Raw genomic sequence first — 12,225 nt, 5'->3', positions numbered from 1 at the left:
CAAAAGTTATATTTTGAGACACTTCATCCAAAAGTAGGTTTTTAAGACTCAATATTTTATCGAAGTAATAAATTCTGTCTATTTCATCACGAGATTCTGAATCTATAGAGACTATAGCTTTGTCATTGTCAAAATCAAATTTGAGGTTTAAATCTTTGACTCCAGTATTGTACAACAACCATTTTCTAGGGTATCTCTTCCCGAAGAAAATCCAAAATTGTTTACGTATTTCTTTAGACTCTTCTCTTGTGAACATTATAGAAAATATGCTATTATTATGCCTAGCAATATTACGGCTAGTTTTGACGCATTAAACTGATGGTTTTTTGAAGATTCAAATAGAATAGTAGTAGAGACGTGTAATAGTACACCTACTACAAATGCATTTACATAGGTGCTATATTCTTGTAGAAATATGAATTGTGACTTTAAAAATGCTCCTATTGGTGTCATTAATCCAAAGAGGATAAGAAATATACTAGAATTTAGATTACTCATTTTAGAGTTAAATAAAAAGGCCGAAATAATAATGGCAATTGGAATCTTGTGGATGACCACTCCATAAAGTAAATCCTGATTATCGGCTATGGGAAAACCTTCAATTACAGAATGTAGACACAAACTTACAAATAGTAAGAAAGGGAAGCTCCCTTTATCTTGATGATGCATGTGGCCATGTTCAGCTCCTTTAGAACCAAATTCTAATAGTATTTGAACAAGTAATCCAGCCATAATGTAGATACCTACATTATTCGTGCTTTCACTATAAACTTCAGGTAAAAATTCAAATATGATTACTGATAATAGAAAAGCGCCGCTAAAAGAAAGCAAAAGCTTGATGCTATTATTTACTATAGGCTTAAAAATAAGCGCAATAGTGAATCCAATAATAACTGCGAGAATGGGTAATATAATTGCTAACAAATGGTTAGATATTTTGCGGTGTTAAGGCGATAAAATTAACGTATTTTTGCGGTATATGAGCGAGACAAGTCAAAACTTTAAGATGGTAGCCAAAACGTTTTTTGGCTTTGAAAATATTTTAGCTGAGGAACTACGTAATTTAGGCGCAGGTAATGTGCAAATAGGCGTACGTAATGTCTCTTTTGAAGGGGACAAAGGATTTATGTATAAGGCAAATCTTTGCTGTCGTACAGCTATAAAGATTTTAAAGCCTATTGCTGAGTTTAGGGTGATGAATGAAGACGACTTGTATCGTCGCATGCAGAGAATCAATTGGCGTAAATATATGGATGTGAATACTACGTTTGCAATAAATGCAACCGTAAGCGGTCCTACATTTACCCATTCTCAGTATATCTCATTTAAGACCAAGGATGCTATTGTAGATAAATTCCGTCGTGAAGAGAACGTAAGGCCTAATGTGGATACAAAACATCCAGACCTTCGTCTCAATGTACATATACAAGATAATTGGTGTACTCTATCTTTAGATAGTAGTGGAGCTTCTCTTCACCATAGAGGTTATCGTACTGCTACAAATATTGCTCCTATTAATGAGGCACTTGCTGCTGGGCTAATAATGATGAGCGGATGGTACGGACAGTCAGATTTTCTTGATCCTATGTGTGGTTCTGGTACTATGTGTATTGAGGCCGCCATGATAGCATGTAATGTCCCTGCAAACCTTAATAGAAAGGAATTTGCTTTTGAAAAATGGGGAGACTGGGATGTAGATCTCTTTGAACTCATTGAAGCATCGGCTCTAAAGCGTGTTAAGGATTTTAGATATAAAATCACGGGATATGATAAAGCACCGTCGGCTGTGGAGAAGGCAAGAGAGAATGTTAAGAATGCTCAGCTATCTGATTTTGTAACTATAAAAGAAGAGAATTTCTTTAAGACTGAGAAAGAAGGTAGTGATTTCTTGCAGATGGTATTTAACCCACCATATGGTGAGCGTTTACCTATTGAGATGGAAGAATTTTATAAAGAAATAGGAGACACTCTTAAATCTGGATATCCTGGATCTCACGCTTGGATGATTACATCAAATATGGAATCATTAAAACATGTAGGACTTAGACCGAGTAGAAAAATTAAATGTTTCAACGGTAGTTTAGAGAGCAGACTTGTCAAATATGAAATGTACGAGGGAAGTAAAAAAGCTAAATACCTAGATAGGGAAGAGGAGTAGTTCGTTTTCGCGAAAGCGTAAATAATTAGTTTTTGAAAATAGGGATTAGATATGATAGTGTATATCCATAACCTACGCCTATAGGAGTGCCTTCTGTGAGTTCTCCGAATCCTGGTATATATAAGTTAGAGTAGCCGTCTGGGTCTGTAGTTGTAACAGTTCTTTTTAATTGTGCGTTGACCCCTAGGTAGATGTTGCTAAATAATTCTACCTCTAAGCCAATTTTGAGTTCGAGCCAAGTGGCATTGAGACCTTTGAATTCTTGACTTATTGACCTAGTGTCATCACCAAATACTGGATTTGTGGTGTAAATTGTATAACTCTCTAGCTCCTGACTAAAACTAGAGAAACCGGCTCTAACACCTGCGTAAATGAGATTGTTCATCCCAAACCAGTTTTCATAGGTATTATAATTGAAACCTGCTTTAATGTAACTTCCGCTTGTGGTATTCTCAAGATTAGGGAGGTCAGAGTTCCAGGTTTCGTTACCTATTTCTGCAGCAACATAGTAATTCTTCTTAAGTCTAAAGTCTGCAACGAGTTCTAGTCCTTTGTAATTATCGTCTAGAAAGGACCTAATAGGTTTAGAAATATCCACACCAAGGCGTAAACCATAGTAGTCTGCAGGAGCAGTGATAGAATCACTAGCAGTATTTTCTATAGACGTTTTTTGAGCTCTTACAGAGCTGGTGAAAACGGTGAGAATTATACTAGTGAAAAATAGAAATATGTGCTTCAGTTTGATCATTAACCGTTGGGTTTTCAATATCTATATTTTGTATCCATGCTCCATCTTGTTGAGGATCATTTGTATTTTGTAAATCGTCATATACTACTCTAAAGCCACATGCTTTATTTACAAACTCATCTGTGACGGTGTAAGTGAAAGTTAAAACATCCGTATTGGCTTCTTCCTCATCATCTTCGGCAGTATTGATAGTAAATGAGTACGTTGTGAGTTCGTCATTTGTACGTAAAGGAATTTCTATACTTTCTAGGTTTACGAGCGCTAGCACTTCGTTTACCTCTTCATTAACAATTGTTGAGACCGTTAGATTATTAGGAGCTTTTAATAATGTTGGGTTATCTACATCATAAAACTCAATAATAAGTAACGGAGTAGTGGGAGTAGTCTCTGCACAGATATCATCTCGTTCGCAAGAACTCTGTCCAAAACTGGCACTTATTATTAATATTAAAAGTAGCTTTCTCATATTATCTCTTTTCAAGCAACACTACATTCTCAACATGATGAGTCTGCGGGAACATATCTACAGGTTGAACCTTAGTTACTTTGTAGGTATCATCTAATAACGCAAGATCACGTGCTTGTGTTGCGCTATTACAACTCACATACACCACTTTTTCTGGTGATATGTTTATAATTTGCTGTACAACGTCTGCGTGCATTCCATCTCTAGGAGGATCTGTGATAATAATATCTGGAACGCCATGGGCATTTATAAATTCTGTATTGAATACTTTCTTCATGTCACCCACAAAAAACTCTGTATTCTCAATGCCATTAAGCTTTGCATTTTCTTTAGCAGCTTCAATTGCATCTAGTACAGCTTCTACACCAATCACTTTTCTGGCTTTCTTGGCTACAAACTGAGCAATAGTACCGGTTCCAGTATATAAGTCATACACTAATTCATTACCACTAAGTCCAGCAAAGTCTCGCGTGATTTTGTAAAGTTCGTAAGCTTGTTTTGAATTTGTTTGGTAGAATGATTTGGCATTAATTTTAAACTTAAGACCTTCCATTTCTTCAAAAATATGATCTCTTCCAGAGAAGCATATAACTTCTTGATCATAAATAGTATCGTTCCCTTTACTATTTATTACATATAATAGCGAAGTTATTTCTGGCCAAGTGTCTTTTATATAGTTAAGGAGTAATTCTCTATTCTCAGTTTCTTCCTTAAAGAATTGAATTAACACCATTAACTCACCATTAGATGATGTGCGTATCATTAGTGTACGAAGGAGTCCATCTTGATTACGAGCATTATAAAATGCCATATTATTTGCAGTTGCAAATTCTTTTATACCATTACGTATGGCATTACTAGGATCACGTTGTAAGTGACATTTGTCAATATCAAGTATTTTATCCCACATTCCAGCGATATGGAAGCCTAGGGCATTTCTATCTTCAATGACTTCATCACTTTTTATCTGTTCAAGTGTAAGCCATTTTGAGTCAGAAAAGCCAAACTCCATTTTATTGCGATAAAAGTATTGTTCTGAGCTCCCAGCGATAGGTGTAAGCTCGGGAAGTTCTATTTTACCTAAGCGTTTTAGGTTGTTTTCTACCTCTTGCTGTTTGTATTCTAGTTGAAACTTGTAATCCATGTGTTGCCATTTACAGCCACCACATGCATCAAAATGCTCACATTGAGGTTGAGTACGCTTTCGCGAAAGCGTTAAAACCTCCGTTGCCGTTCCCTCATAATAAGCTTTACGCTTCTTTGTAGTTTGTACGTTTACAACATCACCAGGTACTGCATTATTGATGAAAATTACTTTTCCATCTGGCGCGTGACCGATAGCTTTACCTTTTGCACCTGCATCTGTTACAGTAATATTCTCAAAAACCTGTCTGTTTTGTTTACGTCTTCCCATAGGCGCAAAAGTAGGACTTATATCAAAACCTTAATTGATTAAAAGCAGTTTTTTATAAAGCAGTATCCATACAGTATGAAGAACACCTAAGTTATACACATAAGACAAAAAAAAGGCTACTTTAATTAAAAAGTAGCCTTAAGAACAAAATTGATTAGTGCTTAATCAATTTTATTATCAAACTTATTTAAGATCTTCTTCATATGATGACCTGCAGCTTCGCGTCCACCTAGTCCAAAACTTAATACTATTGTGAGTGCAATAGTACCTAATGTAAGTCCAAAAGCAAGATTGATGATTTCATCTGCAATCCCCATCGTGTTAAGACCTATTGCAAGAAATATAGCAATAATCGCCATGCGTACAATAGATGCCAAAAATGCGTTTTCTTTTACAGCCATATTTTTATATACAATACTAGCGATCCAATTACCAATTACTAAAATCACGAGGCCAAAAAGAATCTTGCCGCCATACACATTTACTGTTGCAAGTATTTCTGAAAGTTGGCTAAATTCAAGTTTTTCTACTGCTGTAGTGATACCAAATAATACTATAAAGAAATACACAATGTTACCTATGAGGTTTACCACATTTACACTGCCAACCATTTTGTCTAGTTGGATTTTTTGAAGTGTTTCATTCATATTCATACCATTAAGAATATCCTTAACAAGAGAACTTAAGAAACGTGCACCTATAGTGAAGGCGATAAGTATGATTGCTGCCGTAGCAATTTTAGGGATAGCTTCCATAAAGCTCGATAGCATTTCTGTAGCAGGTATAGAAATAGCATCCATTCCTAAAATATTAAGAGCAACTATAAGTAATGGAATGAAAATAAAGATAAATACTATCTTCTTTAAAATATTTACAACATCAATCTTCGTTGAAATTTTGAGTTTTGGAAGAAATTTACGAATAGTATCTCCTGACATTCCAACAAACTCAGCAATAATAGTAGCCAGCATATAACCAATGTAGCCTACAAGACCAGCACCTACAATTTTAGGTATGAAGCCTAGGAAATCATCAAGCATATTTTTAAGAGGATCTAAGGCAGATGTAAGTCCTAATCGTCCTAGTACAAGAGTAAATACAAATATCATAACAAGTAGGTATACTAGTTTTGATATAAATTTCGACAGAGTGATATTCTCACTCTTTAGTTTTTCATCAAGCCCACTCTTTTTAATAATATTTGCGGTGAGTTTTTTGAGTAGTTTTGCTATAAAAATACCAACTATAAGTAGTAGTATTGCAATAAGCGCATTGATTAGATAATCACCGCTCGTTAAGTTTCTTAGTAAATCGTTGAGATAGTTCATTTTGATTAATTATTTTAGTTTTTTCAAAAGTAAACTGTCTGTAAGTGAAGACTACTTTATTTCACTTATCATGTAATGATATCGATTAAGTGTTTTGTTTTTTCGATGTAATACATTAATTTAAGCATATACGTTTTATGGGGTTGATTTCTTACCTCTAGCTTTAAGCACAAATTAGGAATTGTAGATTACTATCTTTAAAATATTATTATTATGGCCACTGTTGATCAACTTTCTTCACAAGAGGCAATTGCATTAGAAGACAAGCATGGAGCACACAATTATCACCCACTTCCTGTGGTTTTAAGTAAGGGAGAAGGCGTTTATGTGTGGGACGTAGAAGGAAAAAAATACTACGACTTTCTATCTGCTTATTCTGCTGTAAACCAGGGACACTGTCACCCACGCATTGTAAATGCAATGACAGAACAAGCAAAAACACTTACGCTTACTTCGCGTGCTTTTTACAACGATACCTTAGGACCGTACGAAAAATATGCTACAGAGTATTTTGACTTTGATAAGCTATTACCTATGAATACGGGAGCAGAAGCTGTAGAGACAGCTATTAAGCTTGCGCGAAAATGGGCTTACGAGAAAAAAGGAGTTGCAGAACACGACGCTCAGATTATAGTTTGTGAAAATAATTTTCACGGAAGAACAACGACTATAATTTCTTTTTCTAACGATGAAGGCGCTCGTAAAAACTTCGGACCATATACTCCAGGATTTATTAAAATAGCTTATGATGATGTTGATGCGCTAGAAAATGCCCTTAAGTCACATAAAAATATTGCAGGTTTTCTAGTAGAACCTATCCAAGGTGAAGCAGGTGTTTATACTCCTGCAGATGATTATATGCGTAAGGCGCAAGCTTTGTGTAATAAGCATGAAGTACTTTTTATAGCTGATGAAATTCAAACAGGAATTGCACGTACTGGTGGATTACTTGCGGTATGTGGTGATTGTTCTTGTGAATCTCACTGTGAGAAACAAGAAGATACGTATGCTCAGCCTGATATATTAATTCTAGGAAAAGCACTCTCTGGAGGTGCATACCCAGTATCTGCCGTGCTAGCAAATAATCACATCATGGAGGTAATAAAGCCAGGGCAGCATGGGTCTACCTTTGGTGGTAACCCAATAGCTGGAGCAGTAGCCACAGCAGCATTAGAGGTTGTAAGAGATGAACATCTTATACAGAACGCTCGTAAACTAGGAACAATTTTCCGTGAGAAGATGCAGGAGTTTGTAGATACTAGTAATATTGCAACACTAGTACGTGGTCGCGGCCTACTGAATGCTGTAGTCATTAATGATACAGAAGATAGCTCAACAGCTTGGGATATATGTATGGCGCTACGTGATAATGGACTTCTTGCAAAACCAACGCATGGTAACATTATTCGTTTTGCTCCACCATTAGTAATGAATGAAAAACAATTATTAGAGTGTACTGATATAATAATCAACACGCTTAAGCAGTTTGAGAAATAGATTGCTCTAGTTTCAAATAAAAAGCCGTTAGGATTATTAATCCCAACGGCTTTTTTGCTTTCATGATTTAGCAAAAAAAAACACGTCGTGAGACGTGTTTAATGTTTGTTCAAGAATAATAAGACTATTGTCCCATTCCTGCTTGTTCCATTTGTTGTTGTTGCCATTCTTGCATGCCTTCCATTCCTCCAAACATAACAAGCATAACTACTATCATTAATAAAGTTAATACACCTAAAACTAAACCAATAATAGCGATAATTCTTGCAGTTTTAAGCTGTCCATAATTATCATAGCTATCAGGTGATAGTAAGTATGTTTTCTTGTCTTTGTTTGCTAAAAATAAGCCTATTCCAGAGAGTAGAACTCCTCCTATACCCCAAGAGAAGCAGCAAGCTATGAATGATACAATCCCTAATACTAGAGAAATAGTTACATTAGGCAGTTTACGATTTTCCATTTTAATTTTTGATGTTTAGTTAATTGATTAGTTAGTCATTTTTATTGTGTAGCTAATAATGATAGTAGCGACCGTCAATATAGCTAAAAATATTACACCTTTATTTGCAAATTTTAAATTTGTAAACTGATTGAGCATTAAAAAACCCAGCAATGCTATCAAAGGATAGATTGCTGGGTACATATAAAATGCTTCTATAAATTCTCCTTTAAAAAGGAGAGAAATGGATCTTTGAATACCGCAGCCCATGCATTCAAAACCTAAATATTTCTTGTTCAGGCAGGGCAACATGTATTCATCCATAGGTGTCTTTTAATTTACTATACTAATTTTACGTCCTTTTGTAAGTCCGTCGCGAGTTGTAAATTTAACTACATATATGCCTGTTGCCAAGTTTCTTGTAGGAAAAGTATATTCACTCTGGCCACCTAAGTTTATCTCATTAAAGATCTTTTTTCCAGATAAATCAAATAACGTTACATCCTCAACAACAATGTTATTTGGGTTATAAATTTCAAGTTGGTTGTTAATGTTGTTCTGTATAATGGTAAAAGATTCAAGAACGCTTTCTTCAATAAATGGATCTTGCTCGTTTACCGCTATGTCAACAGTTTCATCTGCTACATCAGTATTATCTGTGGTTTCCTCTTCAGTTGTTTCTTCTTCCTCTGTAGTTTCATCTTCCTCTTGCGATGCTGATGTAGTAAAACGAATAAAGAATCTATCATCATAAACACCATCTTCAAGCATCATGAGAACCTCTTCACCTAGTATAGAATGATATACTTCTGTTTCCATATCAACTAAGAAAACGTCGTTGTATTCAAATGCTTCTGTGTAATGCACTGCAAATTTAAATTCTGTAGGTCCAGAAGCTTTTATAGATAGAGGAATCCACTGGTACTCATCTTTTGGTACAGCATTGATTACGTAGTTATTAATATCTTCTATAACAAAAGCAACGTCTGACCCTAAGTTGTCTACTGTTGGTGCGTCCATAGCAACATCATAACCCTCTGTAGCGCTGTCTAAGAAAGCAATTCCTAGTTCTCGTGCATATGTGTCATTAATTCCAGCAGATAATTTTATGTGACTTGTAATGTCTAGATTATTTACATCTGGATAATATACAGATACTCCTACACCTGGAGTTTGCTCTTCACTTTGAGATGATTGTGATGATCGAAAGTCAGAATTATTTCCCTCTCGTACAAATACTCTCTGGCTATTATTAAAAGAAATTAATTCTGGAACTCCTGGAGTACTTTCATCTTGTACTTCGGCACCTGTTACAAAAAAGCCTTGACCTACGGGAGAAAACCTTCTATCAAAAACTCCAACATTACTTTGATCTGTTGTTGTGTCACTGTTAGGAATCTGAGCGCCACTTTCATCATACATATAAAAAACGGCATTCGTATATAAACCGTTACCATTGAGTGATCCAAGAGGTGAGTACGTGCCGTATCCACCCTGGTAGTCTACGAGATAATGCGACATTACATCAGGATTACTATCCCAAAAGTATGCCATTCCATTAATCACACTTTTTCTGGTAAAGGTTACATTTTCACCTCCTACATTTTCAGAGTAAGTAACGGGATCACTAGCGGCGCGTGAGTTTTGCAGCAAAAAATAATTGAGATCTAATGAAGATGAGTAAGGGTTTCCTACTAAAGTTTGAACAGGCGATAATGGATTAGTAGTAGGTCCTACTTCTATATTTATATCCCCATTGTTCGGTCTTCCTCTAAAGTCGTAACGTTGCGCATTACCAGGATTGTTTTGTAACTGTCCAATTTCTGTTGAAATCTCGGTTGCATCTGTGCCCGATACGCCTTTCATTGTAAAACCATAACCAGCATCTAACTCACCAGTATTTGTAACGTGATCCCAGGCGCCATAGTTTGTTCCAGATTTATATGACCATAGCCAATAATTTGCAATTTTTAAAGTATTTGGAACTACAACTCCATCAAATCCAGAAATTTCCAGTGCAGGGTTGCTATTTGTCACTGAAGTAGGCAAATAGAAGACACTTTCAATAAAACCACTTGAACCATCTCTGAAGGAGAATACCCCATTTCCATCAGGAGCAGGAGAGTTAGCCCCATTGCGAGAAATTCCAACTGGAGAGCCCCAAACATTGTAATCAAAATTGTTTACAGTACCCTCTTGATATATTGATATTTCACCTGTTCCTTTATTACTTTTACTAACCGTGCCTGCACCTTGAAGGAGCTGGGCATTGTTTCGCAAGACAATATTAGCTGTACCATCATCAGTACCATTTGATAGGCTTCTATTAGACTCCAACTCAATATCATTTTCAACATAAATGAAAGTATCGTTTACAAAAACATATGATGCATCTGTATCTGTAGGTTTTACAAAAAGTTGTGCATGAGCAGAGAATCCTAGGGAGAGTGCTGCTACAAGAAGTAGATTTTTCATAATTTAAACTTTACACTTAGTTATAACTTGGGGTCAAACTTAGTCAAATGTAGATAGGACAGCGTAAGTAGTATACTTTTCTGCTTAATTTTCGATAGATTGTATATTTTTACCGACTAAAAACCTATTCGACTGTAAATTTATGAAATTAGGAGATCAAGTGCAAGCGTTAGACGATGATTTTGAGGGCGTTGTGGTGCTCATAAAAGAGGATGAAGTTTCGGTAGAAGATGAGGATGGCTTTATATCCTATTTTCGCGAAAGCGAGCTTATACCAGCAGTTTCTAAGAGTATGAGAGCAGCACTTTCTGTAGTGCCAGATTCTGTAATTTCAGAAAAAGAAGAGGCAAAAAGAAAGAAAGCGATAAAGGTAAATCCTAAAGAGCGCAATGCTCCCATGTTTGAGGTGGATTTACATATCCATAAGTTAGTCGATAGGGAACGTGGTATGAGTAATTATGAAATTCTTACCGTTCAACTCGATACTGCCACTAGACAATTAGAATTTGCAATCAAAAAACGTATTCCTAAGATGGTTTTTATACATGGAGTGGGAGAAGGAGTACTTCGTGATGAGCTATATACACTACTTCGTAGGTATGATAATCTTAGGTTTTATGATGCAGATTTTCAGAAGTATGGAGTAGGAGCTACCGAAGTCTACATTTTCCAGAATACATAATCTAATTAAACAGTGGGGTATCCTTTATTGACACATCACCTGCAGCGTATGTTCCTAGCAATTGTAATGTCTCATCTCGCAATTCTTCCTGATTTGCAGGGTTAATAAGCACCGTATTAGTAATCGTGATATCTAGCGTTAAATCCGATATAAAGTACTCGTTTTCACGATAGACGTCTACTACAGTTTCTACAGTAATATTTGGGTTTAAGTAATCTGGGACCGTTGGAAAATCAAGATCAGATTTATCATTATTTGGGTTTAAGTCTCTGTTTAAATCTTCATTTCTTGTAAGAATCCCATCGCCATCATCATCATCATCAAGATAATCTGGAATCATATCTCCGTCTGTGTCGCGGGATAACATTAAATCTATCGCTGTCTCATCTTCATTTAAAACCACACCCTCAAGTCTAGTAGGTACATTATCTCCATCATCATCAAAATCTAAGTAATCAAGGATTCCGTCAAGATCTGTATCTAGCAGCAGTGTAGGGTCTTCTATTTCTGTAGGAATACCATCTGCGTCGCTTTCTGTACCGCTAGAAAATATTTCTACCAGACCATCTGTACTTATAAACTCTTCTTGAACCAATGGACTTGTAGGTGGTATCGCATTACAAAAGTAGTTGCTTGGATCTCCATTAAATACACGGTATGAGTATTGATCTGTTCCAGAAAGTAATATAGAATAAGAGGTATTTACTTCTTCAAATAAAGGCTCATCTGTCTCAAATTGTAAAGCAAGCGCCTCATTAGTACTAGATTTGGTCTTATAAAAAACATAGTTAGTAACATCACTTACATTCTCACATCGTTGTAACTCAACGTCATCAAAATCAAGTTCCGTAACAATAACGTCGCCGTCATCACATGACACGATTAAAAATATAAGAGCAAGTAAAAGCGTGAGCTTCTTCATAGTTATGATGTTTAATGCAAAAATAGGGCAAAGTGATTGAAATTCGCTTTCGCGAAAATGTTATTTACTTTCAAAAAAGCAGCTATTTGAATTATT

General features: G+C 35.7%; 13 protein-coding genes (1 of these 13 only partly in view). 3 read left to right on the top strand and 10 right to left on the bottom strand.

Going from position 1 to position 12,225, the window contains the following annotated elements:
* Both DCS32_RS01175 and DCS32_RS01170 read right to left on the bottom strand, forming a co-directional pair.
* On the bottom strand, nucleotides 1–256 hold the 5' portion of the coding sequence (locus tag DCS32_RS01175) for a DUF4268 domain-containing protein (protein WP_108876627.1). 173 nt of this gene lie to the left of the window's left edge; the window shows 256 of its 429 coding nt (coding positions 1–256); it begins with the start codon at nucleotides 254–256; its stop codon lies beyond the left edge, outside the window.
* Complete coding sequence (locus DCS32_RS01170) at nucleotides 256–924, bottom strand: ZIP family metal transporter (protein ID WP_108876626.1); 669 nt, start codon at nucleotides 922–924, stop codon at nucleotides 256–258. Before DCS32_RS01170 ends, DCS32_RS01175 begins: the two co-directional genes overlap by 1 nt.
* 55 nt (nucleotides 925–979) lie before the next feature.
* Here DCS32_RS01170 and DCS32_RS01165 point away from each other — a divergent pair, with 55 nt between their 5' ends.
* On the top strand, nucleotides 980–2,158 hold the full coding sequence (locus tag DCS32_RS01165) for a class I SAM-dependent RNA methyltransferase (protein ID WP_239057543.1): 1,179 nt from the start codon (nucleotides 980–982) through the stop codon (nucleotides 2,156–2,158).
* A 25-nt stretch (nucleotides 2,159–2,183) separates the two neighbouring features.
* Here DCS32_RS01165 and DCS32_RS01160 read toward each other — a convergent pair whose 3' ends face one another.
* The 4 genes from DCS32_RS01160 to DCS32_RS01145 all read right to left on the bottom strand — a co-directional run bounded on the left by DCS32_RS01160 (nucleotide 2,184) and on the right by DCS32_RS01145 (nucleotide 6,114).
* The gene (locus DCS32_RS01160) at nucleotides 2,184–2,906 is read right to left on the bottom strand and encodes a DUF6048 family protein (protein WP_108876625.1); all 723 of its coding nucleotides are present in this window, start codon (nucleotides 2,904–2,906) and stop codon (nucleotides 2,184–2,186) included.
* Nucleotides 2,869–3,372, bottom strand: a complete 504-nt coding sequence (locus DCS32_RS01155; RefSeq protein WP_108876624.1) for a DUF6452 family protein — start codon at nucleotides 3,370–3,372, stop codon at nucleotides 2,869–2,871. The genes DCS32_RS01160 and DCS32_RS01155 overlap by 38 nt, the downstream gene beginning before the upstream one ends.
* Before the next feature lies 1 nt (nucleotide 3,373).
* Nucleotides 3,374–4,786 carry a 23S rRNA (uracil(1939)-C(5))-methyltransferase RlmD gene (rlmD, locus tag DCS32_RS01150; RefSeq protein ID WP_108876623.1) on the bottom strand — a complete coding sequence of 471 codons (1,413 nt, stop codon included), beginning with the start codon at nucleotides 4,784–4,786 and terminating at the stop codon, nucleotides 3,374–3,376.
* 161 nt (nucleotides 4,787–4,947) lie between these two features.
* Nucleotides 4,948–6,114, bottom strand: a complete 1,167-nt coding sequence (locus tag DCS32_RS01145) for a mechanosensitive ion channel (protein WP_108876622.1) — start codon at nucleotides 6,112–6,114, stop codon at nucleotides 4,948–4,950.
* A 213-nt stretch (nucleotides 6,115–6,327) separates the two neighbouring features.
* Here DCS32_RS01145 and rocD point away from each other — a divergent pair, with 213 nt between their 5' ends.
* Nucleotides 6,328–7,611 (top strand): ornithine--oxo-acid transaminase, encoded by a 1,284-nt coding sequence (gene rocD, locus DCS32_RS01140; RefSeq protein ID WP_108876621.1) that lies wholly within the window; start codon nucleotides 6,328–6,330, stop codon nucleotides 7,609–7,611.
* Nucleotides 7,612–7,735: 124 nt separating this feature from the next.
* On the opposite strand, the gene DCS32_RS01135 is transcribed toward rocD, so the two are convergent.
* The 3 genes from DCS32_RS01135 to DCS32_RS01125 are packed head-to-tail and all read right to left on the bottom strand — an operon-like array spanning nucleotide 7,736 to nucleotide 10,525.
* A complete protein-coding gene (locus tag DCS32_RS01135) occupies nucleotides 7,736–8,071 on the bottom strand; it encodes a CCC motif membrane protein (protein ID WP_108876620.1) in 336 nt (111 codons plus the stop codon).
* A 27-nt stretch (nucleotides 8,072–8,098) separates the two neighbouring features.
* Nucleotides 8,099–8,374 carry a DUF2752 domain-containing protein gene (locus DCS32_RS01130; RefSeq protein ID WP_013751612.1) on the bottom strand — a complete coding sequence of 92 codons (276 nt, stop codon included), beginning with the start codon at nucleotides 8,372–8,374 and terminating at the stop codon, nucleotides 8,099–8,101.
* A gap of 9 nt (nucleotides 8,375–8,383) precedes the next feature.
* Nucleotides 8,384–10,525: a T9SS type A sorting domain-containing protein gene (locus DCS32_RS01125; protein ID WP_108876619.1), complete on the bottom strand. Its 2,142-nt coding sequence runs from the start codon at nucleotides 10,523–10,525 to the stop codon at nucleotides 8,384–8,386.
* Nucleotides 10,526–10,667: 142 nt separating this feature from the next.
* Here DCS32_RS01125 and DCS32_RS01120 point away from each other — a divergent pair, with 142 nt between their 5' ends.
* Nucleotides 10,668–11,207: a Smr/MutS family protein gene (locus DCS32_RS01120; protein WP_108876618.1), complete on the top strand. Its 540-nt coding sequence runs from the start codon at nucleotides 10,668–10,670 to the stop codon at nucleotides 11,205–11,207.
* Nucleotide 11,208: 1 nt separating this feature from the next.
* Here DCS32_RS01120 and DCS32_RS01115 read toward each other — a convergent pair whose 3' ends face one another.
* Entirely contained in the window at nucleotides 11,209–12,129 is a 921-nt protein-coding gene (locus DCS32_RS01115; protein WP_108876617.1) for a hypothetical protein, read from the bottom strand.
* Between the last annotated feature and the right edge of the window lie 96 nt (nucleotides 12,130–12,225).

The sequence above is a fragment of the Dokdonia sp. Dokd-P16 genome (assembly GCF_003095655.1).
Classification (GTDB): Bacteria; Bacteroidota; Bacteroidia; order Flavobacteriales; family Flavobacteriaceae; genus Dokdonia.
This window is presented reverse-complemented; position numbering and strand designations above follow the sequence as displayed.